This window comes from Herbaspirillum autotrophicum (genome assembly GCF_001189915.1).
Lineage (GTDB): Bacteria > Pseudomonadota > Gammaproteobacteria > Burkholderiales > Burkholderiaceae_D > Herbaspirillum > Herbaspirillum autotrophicum.
Genome location: NZ_LFLS01000019.1, coordinates 79,412 through 95,408, shown reverse-complemented (window position 1 = coordinate 95,408; position 15,997 = coordinate 79,412). Strand labels below are relative to the sequence as shown.

At 57.9% G+C, this 15,997-nt stretch carries 13 protein-coding genes; 4 read left to right on the top strand and 9 right to left on the bottom strand.

Annotated elements, in window-relative coordinates:
- Positions 1-198: 198 nt before the first annotated feature.
- The 3 genes from AKL27_RS15790 to AKL27_RS15780 all read right to left on the bottom strand — a co-directional run bounded on the left by AKL27_RS15790 (position 199) and on the right by AKL27_RS15780 (position 2,470).
- On the bottom strand, positions 199-1,098 hold the full coding sequence (locus AKL27_RS15790) for a PCC domain-containing protein (protein ID WP_083439091.1): 900 nt from the start codon (positions 1,096-1,098) through the stop codon (positions 199-201).
- Between the two features lie 76 nt (positions 1,099-1,174).
- Positions 1,175-1,501: a hypothetical protein gene (locus AKL27_RS15785; protein WP_050463803.1), complete on the bottom strand. Its 327-nt coding sequence runs from the start codon at positions 1,499-1,501 to the stop codon at positions 1,175-1,177.
- 3 nt (positions 1,502-1,504) lie between these two features.
- Positions 1,505-2,470, bottom strand: a complete 966-nt coding sequence (locus AKL27_RS15780; RefSeq protein WP_050463802.1) for a DMT family transporter — start codon at positions 2,468-2,470, stop codon at positions 1,505-1,507.
- Between the two features lie 243 nt (positions 2,471-2,713).
- On the opposite strand from AKL27_RS15780, the gene AKL27_RS15775 reads away from it, so the two are divergent.
- On the top strand, positions 2,714-3,085 hold the full coding sequence (locus AKL27_RS15775; RefSeq protein WP_050463801.1) for a hypothetical protein: 372 nt from the start codon (positions 2,714-2,716) through the stop codon (positions 3,083-3,085).
- Positions 3,086-3,181: 96 nt separating this feature from the next.
- The gene (locus AKL27_RS15770) at positions 3,182-3,739 is read left to right on the top strand and encodes a flavin reductase family protein (RefSeq protein WP_050463834.1); all 558 of its coding nucleotides are present in this window, start codon (positions 3,182-3,184) and stop codon (positions 3,737-3,739) included.
- A gap of 34 nt (positions 3,740-3,773) precedes the next feature.
- On the opposite strand, the gene AKL27_RS15765 is transcribed toward AKL27_RS15770, so the two are convergent.
- The 6 genes from AKL27_RS15765 to AKL27_RS15740 form a co-directional block, all read right to left on the bottom strand.
- Positions 3,774-5,435, bottom strand: a complete 1,662-nt coding sequence (locus AKL27_RS15765) for a methyl-accepting chemotaxis protein (RefSeq protein WP_050463800.1) — start codon at positions 5,433-5,435, stop codon at positions 3,774-3,776.
- A gap of 92 nt (positions 5,436-5,527) precedes the next feature.
- Positions 5,528-6,619, bottom strand: coding sequence for a patatin-like phospholipase family protein (locus AKL27_RS15760; protein ID WP_050463799.1), 1,092 nt, complete (start codon positions 6,617-6,619; stop codon positions 5,528-5,530).
- A 519-nt stretch (positions 6,620-7,138) separates the two neighbouring features.
- On the bottom strand, positions 7,139-8,083 hold the full coding sequence (locus AKL27_RS15755) for a dihydrodipicolinate synthase family protein (RefSeq protein ID WP_050463798.1): 945 nt from the start codon (positions 8,081-8,083) through the stop codon (positions 7,139-7,141).
- Positions 8,084-8,173: 90 nt separating this feature from the next.
- Positions 8,174-10,438 carry a putative bifunctional diguanylate cyclase/phosphodiesterase gene (locus AKL27_RS15750; protein ID WP_083439087.1) on the bottom strand — a complete coding sequence of 755 codons (2,265 nt, stop codon included), beginning with the start codon at positions 10,436-10,438 and terminating at the stop codon, positions 8,174-8,176.
- A gap of 174 nt (positions 10,439-10,612) precedes the next feature.
- Positions 10,613-12,172 carry a methyl-accepting chemotaxis protein gene (locus AKL27_RS15745; RefSeq protein ID WP_050463796.1) on the bottom strand — a complete coding sequence of 520 codons (1,560 nt, stop codon included), beginning with the start codon at positions 12,170-12,172 and terminating at the stop codon, positions 10,613-10,615.
- 341 nt (positions 12,173-12,513) lie between these two features.
- Positions 12,514-13,125 (bottom strand): TetR/AcrR family transcriptional regulator, encoded by a 612-nt coding sequence (locus AKL27_RS15740; RefSeq protein WP_050463795.1) that lies wholly within the window; start codon positions 13,123-13,125, stop codon positions 12,514-12,516.
- Positions 13,126-13,289: 164 nt separating this feature from the next.
- Between AKL27_RS15740 and AKL27_RS15735 the strand changes: the two genes are divergently transcribed.
- Both AKL27_RS15735 and AKL27_RS15730 read left to right on the top strand, forming a co-directional pair.
- On the top strand, positions 13,290-14,744 hold the full coding sequence (locus AKL27_RS15735; RefSeq protein ID WP_050463833.1) for an efflux transporter outer membrane subunit: 1,455 nt from the start codon (positions 13,290-13,292) through the stop codon (positions 14,742-14,744).
- Positions 14,745-14,800: 56 nt separating this feature from the next.
- Positions 14,801-15,991: an HlyD family secretion protein gene (locus tag AKL27_RS15730; RefSeq protein ID WP_050463794.1), complete on the top strand. Its 1,191-nt coding sequence runs from the start codon at positions 14,801-14,803 to the stop codon at positions 15,989-15,991.
- The last annotated feature ends 6 nt before the right edge of the window (positions 15,992-15,997 follow it).

The window sequence follows — 15,997 nt, the reverse complement described above, 5'->3', positions numbered from 1 at the left end:
CACAAATGAATCAGGAAACAGAACGCAATAAAAAAACGGACATCGCTTTCGGATGCCCGCCAAGCACTCTCTGAGGAGAATATTGAGAATGATTATCATTATATACGTGGTATTTACATCGTGCAAATACCAGCCGCTTGCCAACTGCCCCGCTGTCGCCGCTGGCGATCAGGGTTCGGGTTCAGCGCTGCGCGGTCTTCAGTGAGACGGTTGCTGCACCTCTTCCAGCACCAGTTCAAAACAGATCAGCACCGGATTGCAGCCGCGCGCCAGGCGTCCGCGATGTACGGCGCCGTGAATATCGATCAGAAAAATGTCGAGAGTGGTCATCAGGGTACCGGCGGCATCGATATCGACGCGGCCATTCTCGACCAGGATTTCGGTGGCGCGCTCAGGGATGATGCGCCCATCCTCGAAGACCGCACCGACAATGCTGCCCAGGCTGCCACGAATGATGGCGTGATCAAAACCGTGGCGGGCGCAGATTTCTTCCAGCGCATGGGACAAATCCTGATTCGGCCGGATGCGTGCCACGGCTGAGCGCGGCTGTTTTTCAGCAGCGGCAGCCGGCGCCGGCGTGGTACAGGCCAGCGGATGAAACAGCGAAAAATTGGTCTCCGGATCGTAGTCGACCTGCATCGCCACATCGCGACTGCCCCAGGCCATCGCGGCAACCGGTGCTGCGATCAGCGACAGATCGGTCAGCACATGACCGCCCTCGCAATTGCCGTCGGCATCTTCCCACCATGCATGGCAGTGCACGAACGGCGCGCCATCCTTGCTGCCGAAGGTGGCATTGGCGCGCATCATGCACACCGCCGGCTGGCTGAATTGGTCGCTGTAGTACGCGGCATGGTCGGGCGTCGCCGACAACGCCGGACGCACGTAATGAAATGGTGCAAATTGTACGTTTTCCAGTCGCACGCTGGCACTGACGATACCGGCCGCCAGCAACGGCGCGGCAATTGCCTCGCGCAAGGTGAGACCGGGTTCCAGCGTGAATGACAACGGCACTGCGGTGCTGGCGATACTATCGATACGTTCTGCTGCTGCCGGGCCGGGTTGGGTTACCTGCCGGTCAAGATAAGAAAGAGTCATGGTGTCGTCGAAGTGGAGGGATTGCCATCGGATGCCGACGAGTATAGCGCCGCGCGCCGGTGGCTGCAGAACATCGTCAGGCTTGCCAGACGCCATAGCCGGCTTCGCGCAAACCGATAGCCAGTTCGACTTCCATTTCCCGTGCGCCTTCATATGGCATCGGGTTATACATTTCGTACAACGCCGGCAACAGGCGCAATCCGAAATCGCGCACGAACCGATTCGACTGGATACCGGCCTTGTGCTTGTCGAAGCGAACGTCCGGATTGAGTCCGGTCATGCCGACATACACACATGCCATACCGGTAACGTAATCCGGATTGGCCTTGCGAAACTTGCTTTCCCAAATCACATCCGCCGCGAGCTCAATGACATAGACCGAGTAGTGATAGCGGCGTCCCATGGCTCAGCTCTGATGCGGCAATTTCCCGCTGACGGTCCCGGCATCTCCGGTGTCACGCCCCTGCTTGCCGGGCAAGGTCACCAGCAACATGCCCGACAAGGCAATCGCAAATGCCAGCAGTTGCATCATGCTGAACTGTTCGCCGAGTACCGCCACGCCGATCACTGCCGCGGTAATCGGCAGCAATACGGTAAACACGCTGGCACGCGACGCCGGGATTGATTTCAGCCCGGTCATCCACAACCACACGCTCCAGACGCTGGCGGCCAACGCATAGAACAGCAGCAACAGCCAGATATCGGCGCCGACGGCAGTAAAGTCGAAATGGAAGGCGGCATAAATGCCCATCGGCGTCATCAGCACCAGTCCCCACAAATTGATGATGGCACTGATGCGTTTGGGACTGAGGACGGCGGTCAGCTTCTTGCCGAGGACCGCATAGATTGCCTCGCACATGACGGCACCGATGATGAACAGATTCCCGAGCCAGGCTTGCTGATGGGCGGCGTCACTGAGCTGATCGACATGACCGGCCTTGCTGAACGACAACAGGCTGATGCCGAGCACGCTGCAGGCAACTGCCAGCCAGGTCCGCAGACCGATTTTTTCACGCAGAAAAATCCAGCTCATCAGCGCCACCATGGCCGGAATGGCAGACATGATGACGCCGGCCGAGACGGCGCTGGTCATGCTGACGCCGGTAATCATGCATACCGTGAACAGGAAGTTGCCGAAAAAGGATTCCAGAAACACCAGCATTTTGGTGTGGCCTGAAATTGCCGGCTCCGCGGCCGGCTTGACCAGCCAGCGCGTCATCGCGATGGCGCCGATGCCAAACCGCATCCAGCCCAGCAAAAAGACCGGCAATGCCAGCGACAGCGGCTTGGTCAGCGCGACATACGCGCCCACCATGGACATGCTCAACGCGAGACAGGCGTACGCCACGGGGCGGCTGGGAGAATAAGACATGGACTTGTGTTTTTCTGTTTGCGGATGGAAGACAGGCACTGTGCGATGCATTCTAATATGAATACGCCCGCTTCATGCCTGCCCGCTGCGGCGCACTGCCGGTGCAGAACTTGCTCCGGGCAAATTGGCGGCATCGGTAAGAAGTGTAAGCAATTACTGCGATTCGCGCGAAACGCCTGGAAATGACCTATATTCAATTCGTCGCACCACCCTATCGGTGCTACCTATAAAGAGGACCACATCATGTTCACCAAGAAAACCATCCCCGCGCTGCTGGCTGTTGCCGTGCTTGCAGTATCGGTATCCAGCTCCGCCGTTGCCGGTGATCGTTATCATCGCGGTGGCGGTGGGGGAAATGGCCTGGCGATTGCCGCCGGCATCCTCGGTGCAGTGGTCGTCGGCTCGATGATTGCCAATGCCAACTCGGCGCCAAGCTATGCGCCGCCGCAACAGCAGATTTATGCACCGCCGCCACAGGCATATTACCCGCCGCAACAGGTTTATTATCAACCGGCCCAACCGGTGTATGTCCAGCCGCGTTATGTGCAGCAATATGACAATCGCTATTATCGCGATGACCGTGGTTATAACGACGGCTATTACTACTCACGCTAAGCGCGGCCGGTGCCTGCACCGTGACGTTGCCCCGCCGTTGACAATGCCTGCATGCCTGCCATGCGGGCATTATCTTTTTGAGGAGCTTGCATGACCATGAAAACCCATGACAAGGAAGACTTTCCGGTGGCGCAGATTCGGCGTTATCTGGAGCCGGGGCCAATCGTGCTGGTGAGTTCGGCATGGCGCAAGGAAGTCAATGTCATGACCATGGGCTGGCATACCGTCATGGAATTTTCACCGTCGCTGGTCGGTTGCGTGATCGCCAGCGGCAACCACAGTTTTGAGCTGATCCGCAACAGCCGGGAATGCGTCATCAATATTCCCACTGCCAGCCTGATCGATCAGGTAGTCGGCGCCGGCAATTGCTCGGGCCGCGATATCGACAAGTTCGCGCACTTCGGCTTCACCGCCAGCAAAGCCGGCAAGGTCAGGGCACCGCTGATTGCGGAATGCTTTGCCAGCCTGGAATGCAAGCTGGCCGACGACAGCCTGATCGACAAGTACAACTTCTTCATCTTCGAGGTCGTGCGCGCCCATGTCGCGCGCGTCCCCAAACATCCGAAAACGCTGCATTACACCGGCAATGGTGAATTTGTGGTGGCCGGCAAGACGCTCAGCCGCCGGCGGCAGTTCCGGCCCGAGTATCTTTAGGCCACCGCGCGCCGGCTTGTTGCGTCAAGGTTCATCACACCTGTTCATGCTGCAAGCGTTGCTGTCCCCTGCCACCTGACAGTTGCCGGCCAGCCGGGGTGATGTCGATCACGTTGCGTCGTTCTGCGCTGATGCCGGCGGCGGCCACCGCCGAGGCCGACAGCTTGAATACGCTGACCACCTGTTCCAGGGTCTCTGCCTGATGTTGCAATGCTTCGGCAGCTGCCGCCGCCTCTTCGACCAGTGCCGCGTTTTGCTGCGTCACTTCATCCATTTGCGATACCGCCTGATTGACCTGCACGATATCGCCGCTCTGCTCTTCGCTGGCGCTGGAAATTTCACCAACGATATGACTGACGCGCTGCACGCTGGCCACGATGTCGCTCATGGTGACACCGGCCTGTTCCACCAGCTTGCTGCCGGACCCGACCTTGCTGACCGAGTCATCGATCAAACCCTTGATTTCCTTGGCCGCCGAAGCGCTGCGCTGGGCCAGATTACGTACCTCGCTGGCCACCACTGCAAAACCACGCCCCTGCTCGCCGGCGCGTGCCGCTTCGACGGCGGCGTTCAATGCCAGGATATTGGTCTGGAACGCAATGCCGTCAATCACGCTGATGATATCGACGATCTTGCGCGAGGAGTCGTTGATCGAATTCATGGTCTCCACCACTTGCCGCACCACGTCACCGCCCTGCGACGCGATCTCGGATGCCGACGCCGCCAGTTGATTGGCCTGACGCGCATTCTCGGTGTTCTGCTTGACCATCGTCGTGAGCTGCTCAAGGCTCGATGCAGTTTCTTCCAGCGACGCCGCCTGGCGTTCGGTACGCGACGACAAATCGGCATTGCCGACGGCAATCTGGCGCGCCGCAACACTGACCGAGTCGGTCGAGCTGCGCACCGTGGCAACGACTTCGACGATGCGCGCCTGCAATTTATTGAAGGCAGTTGCGGTATGGCCGATCTCATCCATGCGGTCGATCTTCACCGGCTGCGACAGATCCAGCGACTGACTCACGCGCTCGAAGGTGGCCCGGATCGAACCGAGACTGCCGCTGATGTTGCGATACAAATGCAATGCCAGCACGGCCGTCAGCAGCAATGCCACGACGATGACTGCGACCATGCTGCGAACTGCAAAATGATAGGCCGCCATACTGTCCTGTCGCACATCCTCGACCAGCTTGTTGTTATAGGCAATATGGTCGTCGAAGCCTTTCTTGACCGCAGCAGCGGCCACCGCCAGCGGGCTGCCCGCCACCAGCGTGGCGCGCACACCATCCATATCGCCGGCATAGGCCGCGGTGAAGAACGGTTTCAGCGATTCGCGATAGGCTGCCATGTTGGCCTGATCGGCCACCAGCATGTTGCGGTCGGTGTCGTCATACACGCGCTCGCGTTCGTAATTGGTGACGACGTCGTCAAACGCCTTGTTGGTATCGGCCACCGATTTGCTAAGCGCGGTCTTGTCACTCAGATTGGAAAAAACCGCAAGCCGATATCCTGCGAGCCGGGTATCGGCCAGATAGCCTTTGGCGGCATACAGACCATGAATGCTCGGAATGATTTTGTCTTGCACGGTATCGAGGCGTTGCTGTGCCCGCTGCAATTGCCACAGCCCGCCAAAGCCGACAAACAGGAGCGCCAGCAGCGCCGTCGATAAAGTCAGTATCAATCGCTTGGTAATAGTCATGTGATGGGTCTCTAACAGTCAAAAGTTGGATAAGCGCGGCAAGGATTCATGCCGTCACGGCGACCGGACTGTGCCGGATCTGCATGCAACGTTCAGGCGGCTAACGGTGTATCGTCAGTGCTTCCGGTCAGACCGCCACCGTCGCGACGACAGAAGTCGCGGCCGGCCCGATAACCGAGGTCGAACAGCAATTGCATGTTCGAGGCTGACCAGTCGAGTATCTGCGGCCAGTGATCTGACGGCACTTCCGCCATCAGATCAACCTTGAGCATGCGGCGCAGCGGTTTGCCGCTGAGCGGGTCGGTGTTGTGTTCCAGTTCGAACAACCGCAATTCACTCTTCGACATCTGCACCAGCGGCGTGATGATGGAACGGGTCCAGGCGTCGTACAGATCGCGCGGTTTGCGAATCAGACGCTCTTCGCCGAGAATGTCCAGCACCACGATCGTGGTCACGTCGTTTTCCAGGGCCGGATTGTCCGGGGCGCCGATGAATGGTTTGAAGTTCAGTGTTTCCAGTGCCGCCCCTTCGATATAGTCGTTGCCATCAATCTCGGTGGGCGGATACAGAAACGGAAAAGACAATGCCGCACGTACATGGCGTGCCGTGATTTCATGCTTGCCCCAGATTTGCATGCGGCCCTGGTTCACATTGAACGCATTGATGTAGAACGCCGGCCCCATGGCGGCGATAACGTCGAAATCAATCGCTTGTTCGATGAACGGCAAGTGTGCGCACAAGCCCAGGCTTTTGGCGGACAAATCCGATGGCGACAATGCGCTCATCATCAGATTGCTCCAGTCCGACCAGGCTTCGGTGGCATCGCTGAACTGTTTCGTGAATGCATTCAGGAACGGATTGCCGGCCATCGCTTGCATGCTGTCGCGATAACTCTGCGCCTTGATTCCGGGTTGCTTGAAGATTTTGTAGTTGACCGGGAACATGCTGTAAATGCTGTCGGCCACGCCGACATCGGCCCAGCGGCGCAGCGCCTCGCCCGGCGTGCCATTCTTGGGCGCGGTATAGAGCAGTCCCATCACGACCCCGGCACCGGAAGCGGAGATCACATCAAAACTGATTCCCTCTTCCAGAAATGCCGCCAATGCTCCTGCGATCAGCGTTGAATTTGGTGCTCCACCTCCGATGACCAAAGCCGTTTTGCCGGCGTTGCATTGTGTATTCATGATCGCCCCCACGCTATCAATATGCCTCAAAATACATCTCCCCCCACGTCAGAGATGCTGCTTCCGTACAAGCAAAATATAGCCTCATGGCAACACAGGAACATCGAAGAAATTCGATTTTATTTATCCATATCTGCTATTCAAAGAATTGATATCTGGGTCCAATCCCATTTTGACTCTGCGTCGCTCAACAGAATCATGACGATGTAAAATTTTCGTTCGTTGTGAATTGGCTGCACATCGGGAAAACAAACGTAACGCGCACGTCGGCACATCGACATGTGCCATGACGGATCGGTGCAAGGGCGGGAATTGCGCGGCAAATCACAGGCAGAAAATCAACATGCCCGTGCGGTGTTTTTATATCGCAGGCCGATGACATGGTAATGACCATTTTTCCGCGACGGGTGAATTGCCAAAGCCGGGATGGCATCCGCAGCCGGTGGCATGGCGGATGCTATATGAAACCGGGAGCAATGCCGGCGCTCCATTGCAGAGCGCCGGCAATTTGTAGATTGCTTACTTGCCCCAGCTTAGTACCAGCGGATTGAGACGTCGTGCAATCTTCAGCAAGCCGGCGCGGGTTGCCGGCTGCATTGCCGGGAACGGATGCCGCACAGCGTCCGATTTGATGACGCCACCTTCCAGCATCAGCGCCTTGCAGGTAGCAAAGCCACCCTGACGATTTTCATAATTGATCAACGGCAGCCATTGTTCGTAATGCTGCGCCGCCAGTTCGGTATCGCCGGCGACATAGGCATCCACGATCTTGCGGATGCCATCAGGAAAACCACCGCCGGTCATGGCACCGGTAGCGCCGGCATCGAGATCGGCCATCAGGGTAATCGCTTCTTCACCATCCCACGGTCCGATGATGGCATCGCCACCGAGCGCGATCAGTTCACGCAACTTGTTGGCGGCCTGCGGCACTTCGATCTTGAAATAGGATATCTGTCCGATCTCTTGCGCCATCTTGACCAGGAACGGTGCCGACAATGCGGTGCCGCTGACCGGCGCGTCCTGAATCATGATCGGGATGTCGATGGCATCGGAGACGGTACTGAAAAATTCGTAGATGCCGCGCTCGCCGATGCGAATCGTGGCGCCATGATACGGCGGCATGATCATGACCATGGCGGCGCCGGCATCCTGTGCTGCGCGACTGCGCTGGGCACAGATGCGCGAACTGAAATGGGTGGTCGTGACAATCACCGGAACCCGCCCCGCCACATGCTTGAGCACAGTGTCGACCAGCAGACTGCGTTCATCGTCAGCCAATGCAAACTGCTCGGAGAAGTTGGCCAGAATACAGATACCGTTGGAACCGGCATCGATCATGAAGTCGATACAGCGCCGCTGACCGTCCAGATCCAATTCACCGCGCTCGTCGAAAATCGTAGGCGCTACCGGGAAAACGCCGCGATAAACGGGTGCAACGCCGGGCGCAGTAATGGTCTTGGTCATAGGTCTCTCTTGGTCTCGGTGAAAATGATTTGCCGCCGTGACGGCGGAAATTGGTAAGACCAATATCTTAACGCAGCTGCGACCGGTTTGCTACGCGCCGGATAAATTCGCGTTCAACAGGGCCACGACCTGTTCAAATTCCATTGGCCGGTAGTAATAGAATCCCTGAAAAAATCCGCAGCCGATGGCCTTCAGAAATACTTCCTGCTCCCGCGTTTCCACACCTTCAGCCACCGTGGTGCAGGACAGAATGGCGGCCAGCGAGACCACCGCGCGAATGATCAGTTCGCTTTTTTCGTTAAGGCCGATCTGCGCCACGAATGATTGATCGATCTTGATGCTCTTGGTCGGAAAGCGGCTCAACTTGGACAACGACGAATAGCCGGTGCCGAAATCATCAATGGTGATGCCGAACCCTTTGGCGCGCAGCGCTTCCAGATGTTGAATCGCCAGATTTTCGTTACCGATCAGACCGGTTTCGGTGATTTCGAACTCCAGACATTCGGGCGCGACGCCATGTCGCTGGCAACTGGCGTTCACCAGCATCAGCAAATCCTCGCGCACCACATCAATGGCAGACAGGTTGATGGCAACCGGTAAACAACTGCCCTGCAAATTGGTGATCTGGCGAATATGCGCGCACACCTGATCGACCACGAATGCAGTGATCTGGCGAATGGTGCCGCTGCCTTCCGCAATCGGGATGAATTCGGCCGGCGATACCTCCCCCAGCAGCGATGAGCGCCAGCGAATCAGGGCTTCGAGGCCGACGATGGCGGCGTCGTGATCTACCTTGGGCTGGAACACCAGACGAAATTCACGTGCTTTCAAGGCGGCCACGATAGCCTGTTCGATGCTGAGTTTGCGGCGAATCCTGGCAGCGGCGGTCTCATCGAACACGCTGACTTGCTGCCCGCCGCTTTGACGCGCGCTGTCGTTGGCGACCTTGCCGCGCTGAATCAGATCGTCCGAGGATGCATCATCATGACGGGAAAAGGCAATCGCCACCGACAAGCGTACCTGATGCTGCTCGCCATCGACGGCGATTTCCTTGGGTAGCTGACTGCAAATGTATTCGGCCTGGGTCACGGCATCCAGACTATCCGCATCGCTGTCGAGCAAAAAGCAAAACACCACGCTGCGCAGGCGGGTACAAAACCCCGATGCAGGCACCTGTGCGGCGAGGGCTTCGGCAAATGACTTGATCAGGGCATCGCCGGTCGCCATGCCGTGCGCATCGTTGATGTACTTGATGCTGTCCAGACGCAGCGTCACCAGCGCCAGCCGCCGCTCCGGTCGCAGCGTCGGCAATATCTCATCCAGATGGCGCTTGAGCATGCTGCGGTTGGGCAGATTGGTCAGGTGGTCGTGGCTGCGCAAGAAAGACACCCGTTGCGTGCTCTGTTCCAGCGCATCCTGCATCTGGCGCATGTTGGACATATCCCGCAGCAGCACGATGCAATGGTTGTCCGACGCCGAGGTAATTCTGTCGATGGTAATCAGCTTGCCGGCGCTGGTACGCAATTCCTGTCCCGGCACCAGCGAAGCAAAGTCGGGCGTTGCCGGAGCCGCCGCCGTGCCGGTCCCGGCACGCAGCAATCCGGTCAACTTGCAGGTGTCGCCGGGGTCCCGGCCGATCAGCAGATTGGCTTGCGAGTTGGCCTTCAGAATGGTGCCCTGCACGTCGCACAACAAAATCGCGCCGCCGGCATTTTCAAAAATCTCTTGATATTGCGCATGGCTGGCCAGCAGATCTTTGCTCGATTTGCTGTGGCGGATGATGGAAGCATCCAGTGCATGCAGCAGACGGAACACGCCCAGCGGCACGCAAATGTTGAAAAACAGGAATAACAGCGATTGTATATAGCCGTGGGCGTCGGCCAGCGGCGGCCCCAGACCGGGATAGGTCGGCAGCGCATCATGGCGCAGGATCAGCCAGAACGGAAAGACATTGATGCCCATCAGCAGCAATGCCACCCGCGGCCCGAAGAACATGCGCCCGATCAGCGGTGCGGTATAGACGAACATGAGCCCGAGACGGGCGATTTCCTGATCGGTGATGAAGTAGGCGATGCAAAACGCGGCAGCGTAGATGGTCGCGATCAGCAGCGCACTTCCCAGTACCGGGCGGCGTACCGAATAATAAATGGCGATGGCGAGCAGCACGAAGAACAGACCATCCAGCGCCAGGATGTAATAGTGCCCCAACTGGAGCGCCTGCCACCCGCTCAATATGCCGATGCCCATCTCCAGCAGGAATCCGGAGACCAGAATGATGCGCAATGCGCTTTCTTTCCAGACGTTATTCTCTGCTGCGGTAAGCGTATTCTCTGATAACAAAAGCCATTGGAACATGCGGTTGTGTCGAATATGAGGGGGCGTGAACGGGCTCCGTATATTCTCACAAACAATTTCCAACTGGCAAATTTTTGCTGCAGGTATTTCCGGTGCGGCCGGGCATGCCGCACGCGGGCGGCACGGGCCTCACAACGGTGCCCCGGCCGGGCTTTCCGACCGGGGATAACTGCTTCAGGAAATGCTGCGTTCGAGCTTGAACACGCCGACCACCTGCGCCAGTTTGCCGGCCTGATCTTGCAGCGATTGTGCCGCCGCTGCGGCTTCTTCTACCAACGCCGCGTTTTGTTGGGTAACTTCGTCCATCTGGGTGATGGCGCGATTGACTTCTTCAATGCCGGTGCTTTGTTCCTGGCTAGCGGCGCTGATCTCGCCGACGATGTCGGTCACCCGGCGCACACTGCCGACCACTTCAGCCATGGTGGAACCGGCTTGCTCGACCAGCTTGCTGCCGCTGGTTACTTTTTCGACCGAGTCGTCGATCAATACCTTGATTTCCTTGGCCGCAGCGGCACTGCGTTGCGCCAGGCTGCGCACTTCCGACGCCACCACCGCAAACCCGCGCCCCTGCTCACCGGCACGGGCTGCTTCGACGGCGGCGTTCAAGGCCAGGATATTAGTCTGGAAGGCAATGCCATCAATCACACTGATGATGTCGACGATCTTCTTGGAGGAATCATTGATCGAACCCATAGTGGCAACCACCTGACCAACCACATCGCCGCCTTCCTGCGCCACGGCCGAGGCCGATACCGCCAACTGGTTGGCCTGACGTGCGTTGTCCGCATTCTGCTTCACGGTCGAGGTCAGCTCTTCCATTGCCGACGCCGTTTCTTCCAGCGAACTGGCCTGTTCTTCGGTACGGCTCGACAAATCCAGATTGCCCGAGGCGATTTGCGTAGATGCCGTGGCAATCGTATCGGTGCCGAGGCGCACTTCACGCACGATCTTGAGCAAACTGTCGTTCATAGTCTTGAGCGCCCGCATCAACTGGCCGGTTTCGTCGTTGCTGACGGCATGAATGTCGGCCGCCAGGTCGCCGTCGGCAACCCGTTGCGCCACCTTCACTGCCTGTGCCAGCGGCCGCGATACGATGCCGGCAATCCACACCGCCAGCGTCATGGCAATCACGATGCTGCCGGCGAGCAAACCGATGATCCAGTTGCGGGCAGCGCTGAAGGCAATGTCGGCACCTTCGTTGGAACGGGCGCTGCCGTCATCATTGATCTTGACCAGCGAATCGAGCTGGCCGCTGGCTTGCCGGAACAATTTGACAGAATCAACCCGGAACATCGCCCGCGCTTCATCTTTTTTGCCTTCGCGCGACAATGCCATCACGTTCTTGCTCTCGGCCAGATATTGGTCGACCGTCTGCTTGAACTGCGGGAAGATGATTTTCTCGTCAGGCTCCGACACCAGCGCCTCATACGCAGCCTCATCCTTGCGCAACAGTCCCAGCCGGGTCTGCATGACTTTTTCAGCTTCCAGCATGTCGACTTCATCGTTCGACAAGATGTGCTGCAATTCAGATACCCGGAAACGCGCCAGCGATGCCTGCATCTGCAAGCCGAGACGAATGCTTGGCAACCAGTTGGTAGCGATTTCGGTTGAGGCCTGATTGACCTTGGTCAGCTGGAGGATGGAAAAGATACCGAGTACTGCGGTCAAAGCGATCACAACCAAAAAGGAAAGCAGCAACTTTTTGGCGATCTTCAAATTGTAAAACCAGTTCATGGCGAGCCTGTGAGGGTGAGCGAAAGAGGAATTCAAGCGCTCGGGAGATGCGTTGACACATCATCGAAAACCGAGTCATCGCCGCGCATGTTACCGGCGAACACAGTCGCCCTATGATCAGAAGAAGAGGCTATTTATAGCTTATTTTGTAGTGAGTTTTTACCGCGCAAATCCGGCGCCGCGCACTTGTTATCAAGCAGGCATGACAAGCGATACGTGCCGGTTTGTGGACTTTTTTGCGTGCTGCGCAAACCGTTTTTTGAGCCGCAAAAAAAACACCGCTGAAAGCGGTGCAGGGAGATCGGACAAATGCGTACAACAGTGTTGCCGCGCAAATTTTGCTACCCGGTTTTTTCCGGTGCGTAGGCCCGCATGAAGGTATCGACGGCGCGGGCCACCGACAATTTGATCTTGGCCGGCGACACATTGGTGACCACCCCCAGCAAACGCTGCTCGATCCATTCGGATTCCAGCAGGGCCCGCAATTGCACCGCAGCTACCCAGCTATCGGCGGTGCGCAATTGATTTTTCTCCATCGCCCGTTGCAGAAAACCGGCGGCGCAAGTCCAGGCCAGTTTCGGCCCGCGTTCATATAACAATTTGCCGACTGCCGACCGTTCCGCGTAGTAATACACCATGCGTTTGATCGCGACCACTTCCGGCGTCATGACCACGGTCAGGTACATTGCACCAAAACGTTGCAGCGTAGCGGCAAGCTCTTCATTCTCATCAAGGCTGGCAAACGCCGCAGTGAATTGCTCACCGGCCTGGCAGCGCATGACCTCCATGAAAATTTCTTCTTTGGATGAAAAGTAGTTATATAGCGTTGCCTTCGATCCGCCCAGCCTGGACGAAATCTCCGCCATCGAGGCACGCTCGAATCCCATTTCATTAAATATGCCGGCAGCGATATCCAGTATCGCCTGTCGCCGCTCTTCACTCTTCTTGCGCATCTTGCTTCCTTGCCATGATTCTGCCTGTGGTCCGCTCACCAACACCCGGACGCCGAAATTGATCGTGTTGCTTTATCTCGTTTGGTGCCCATAGTTTTACTTGACGGCGCTGAAAAGTCAATACTATACTGAACTGTACAGTTTAATTATTGACGGATTTCATCATGCAGCGCACATCGCTCCCCTCTTCCTTCCTGCTTCGCGGCACCGGTTTGACCGGTGCCGTTTTGCTGGCGCTGGCCCTTGGCGGCTGTGCCCAGTTCTCTGAACTTGGTCCGCGCGCCGAACCCAAAACCATCACGGACTATCAATCCACGCAAACGCTGGCAGGTACTGCCGCGGCCTGGCCTGAAGATGCCTGGTGGAAAATCTATGGCGACCAGCAACTGAATGCCTTGATTGACGAAGCCCTGCGTGGTGCGCCATCGCTGGCCGCAGCGCAGGCACGTTTGCTGAAAGCCGAAGGCATCGCGCAGCAGCAAGGCGCGGCGCTGTTACCGCAAGTCAGCGCCAATGCTTCGCTGGATCACATGAAGCAGAGTTACAACAACGGCGTGCCGGCTGACTTCGTACCCAAGGATTACAACAACGAAACCCAGGCCACACTGAACTTCAGCTACGAAATCGATTTCTGGGGCAAGAACCGGGCGGCATTGGCCGCCGCTACCTCCGAACTGGATGCGGCCAAAGCCGACGCTGCGCAGGCGCGCATCACGCTGGCCACCTCCCTCGCTTCGGCCTACGCTGAATTCGAACGCCTGCTGAGCCAGCGCGATACCGCCGAAGCGGCGCTGCAAGTGCGCAAGGAAACGCTGGAGCTGTTCGACCAACGTCGCCTCAACGGTCTGGAAACCACCGGCAGCGTCAAACAGATGCAAGCGCGGCGGGCAATGGCCGAAGCCGACTTGCTGAGCGTGAACGAATCGATCGACTTGCAACGCAACAAGCTGGCTGCACTGGCCGGAGCCGGACCGGATCGCGGCCTGCAATTGGTGCGTCCGGTACTTGATTTGTCCAAACCGTTTGGTTTGCCAAGCGCGTTGCCGGTCAATCTTCTGGGCCGTCGCCCGGATGTGGTGGCTGCGCGTCTGCGTGCCGAAGCCGCCGCCAAACAAATCAAGGTGGCGCGCGCGCAGTTCTATCCCAACGTGAATTTGAAAGCCTACTTCGGCTTTCAGTCGCTGGGCTTGAATTTGCTGACCAGCGCCGGCTCGGATATCGGCAGCATCGGCCCGGCCATTTCACTGCCGATTTTTGAAGGCGGCCGCTTGCGTGGTCAGTACCGTTCCGCCAGCGGCAGCTATGACGAAGCCGTCGCCAACTATGACAGCGCCGTCACTCAGGCATTGCAAGACGTAGCCGATGTTGCCGTCAGTGAAAAGGCCTTGAGCGGCCGGCTCGAAAAAGTGACCGAAGCCGCCGACGCTGCGCAAGATGCCTATCGCATTGCCCGCAATCGTTATGAAGGCGGCCTCGCCAATTATCTCGATGTCTTGAACGCACAAGATTCACTGCTCAGCAATCTGCGTGATCTGTCGACCTTGCGTTCGCGCATGTTCGCGCTCGATGTTGCGATGGTGCGTGCGCTCGGCGGCGGTTATCAGCCGGCCACCATCTGAATTCTCTTTTGATTTTATTTTGACCCTTAGTTGCCCCGTATACAAAAGGTACCTCCATGTCTCACAGTGATTCCCAGGCTGCACTTAATGTCATCGCCGCAGATGAAGCCGCTGCCCGCGCCACCTCGCAAAAACGTAAAAAGCTGTTCAGCATCTTTGGCGCCGTCGTCATCGTTGCGGCAGTCGGCTACGCTACGTACTGGCACTTTATCGGCTCGCGTTATGTCAGCACCGACAATGCCTATACCGCCGCCGAAATTTCGCAAGTCACACCAGCCATCAACGGCATCGTCGCCGCTGTCAAGGTAGTCGATACCCAGGCCGTCAAGCAAGGCGACATTCTGATCGTCATCGACGACAGCGATGCCCGTCTGGCACTGGCACAGGCCGAAGCCGATCTGGGCCGGGCCCAGCGCCGGGTGCAGGGCTATTTCGCCAATGACAGCGGACTGGCCGCACAAGTGCTGGCACGCGATGCCGAACAAAAACGCGCCGCCGCCCAACTGCTGTCGTCACAAGCCGATCTGCAGCGCGCTGAACTTGATCTGCGCCGCCGCGAAGCGCTGGCCAAATCCGGTTCGGTGTCGGGTGAAGAGTTGAGCAACGCCCGCACCATGTTGCTGACCGCCCAAGCCAATCTGAAAGCGGCAGAAGCCGGTGAAGTACAAGCCAAAGCCAACCGCAGCGCCACCGTCGGTGCGCAAAAAGCCAGCACCGTGCTGACCGCCGACACCACCGTCGATACCAACCCCGAAGTGGCACTGGCCCGTGCCAAACGCGATCAGGCCAAACTGGATCTGGAACGCACCGTGTTGCGGGCGCCCGTCGACGGCGTCATCGCCCGTCGTCAGGTGCAAGTCGGACAGCGGGTGCAGGCCGGTACGGCACTGTTGTCAGTGGTACCGATTCAGTCATTGCACGTGGACGCCAATTTCAAGGAAAGCCAGTTGACCCAGGTACATATCGGCCAACCGGTGACGATGAAAGCCGATCTGTACGGCAGCGCAGTTGAATATCACGGCACGGTCATCGGTGTCTCGGGCGGTACCGGTTCAGCGTTCGCCGTGATCCCGGCACAGAATGCCACCGGTAACTGGGTCAAGGTGGTGCAGCGCTTGCCGGTGCGCATCTCGATCGACAGCAAGGAATTGACCAAAGAGCCGCTCAGCGTCGGTCTGTCGATGGAAGTATCGATCGATACCCGCAGCAAGGATCAAGCCGCAGCAACCACTACCGCCAGCATGTAACAGACC

Bases quoted from the DNA above. Each gene is read 5' to 3' on its own strand.
- AKL27_RS15790 (WP_083439091.1), bottom strand. From the start codon at position 1,098: ATGACTCTTTCTTATCTTGACCGGCAGGTAACCCAACCCGGCCCGGCA.
- AKL27_RS15785 (WP_050463803.1), bottom strand. From the start codon at position 1,501: ATGGGACGCCGCTATCACTACTCGGTCTATGTCATTGAGCTCGCGGCG.
- AKL27_RS15780 (WP_050463802.1), bottom strand. From the start codon at position 2,470: ATGTCTTATTCTCCCAGCCGCCCCGTGGCGTACGCCTGTCTCGCGTTG.
- AKL27_RS15775 (WP_050463801.1), top strand. From the start codon at position 2,714: ATGTTCACCAAGAAAACCATCCCCGCGCTGCTGGCTGTTGCCGTGCTT.
- AKL27_RS15770 (WP_050463834.1), top strand. From the start codon at position 3,182: ATGAAAACCCATGACAAGGAAGACTTTCCGGTGGCGCAGATTCGGCGT.
- AKL27_RS15765 (WP_050463800.1), bottom strand. From the start codon at position 5,435: ATGACTATTACCAAGCGATTGATACTGACTTTATCGACGGCGCTGCTG.
- AKL27_RS15760 (WP_050463799.1), bottom strand. From the start codon at position 6,619: ATGAATACACAATGCAACGCCGGCAAAACGGCTTTGGTCATCGGAGGT.
- AKL27_RS15755 (WP_050463798.1), bottom strand. From the start codon at position 8,083: ATGACCAAGACCATTACTGCGCCCGGCGTTGCACCCGTTTATCGCGGC.
- AKL27_RS15750 (WP_083439087.1), bottom strand. From the start codon at position 10,438: ATGTTCCAATGGCTTTTGTTATCAGAGAATACGCTTACCGCAGCAGAG.
- AKL27_RS15745 (WP_050463796.1), bottom strand. From the start codon at position 12,172: ATGAACTGGTTTTACAATTTGAAGATCGCCAAAAAGTTGCTGCTTTCC.
- AKL27_RS15740 (WP_050463795.1), bottom strand. From the start codon at position 13,125: ATGCGCAAGAAGAGTGAAGAGCGGCGACAGGCGATACTGGATATCGCT.
- AKL27_RS15735 (WP_050463833.1), top strand. From the start codon at position 13,290: ATGCAGCGCACATCGCTCCCCTCTTCCTTCCTGCTTCGCGGCACCGGT.
- AKL27_RS15730 (WP_050463794.1), top strand. From the start codon at position 14,801: ATGTCTCACAGTGATTCCCAGGCTGCACTTAATGTCATCGCCGCAGAT.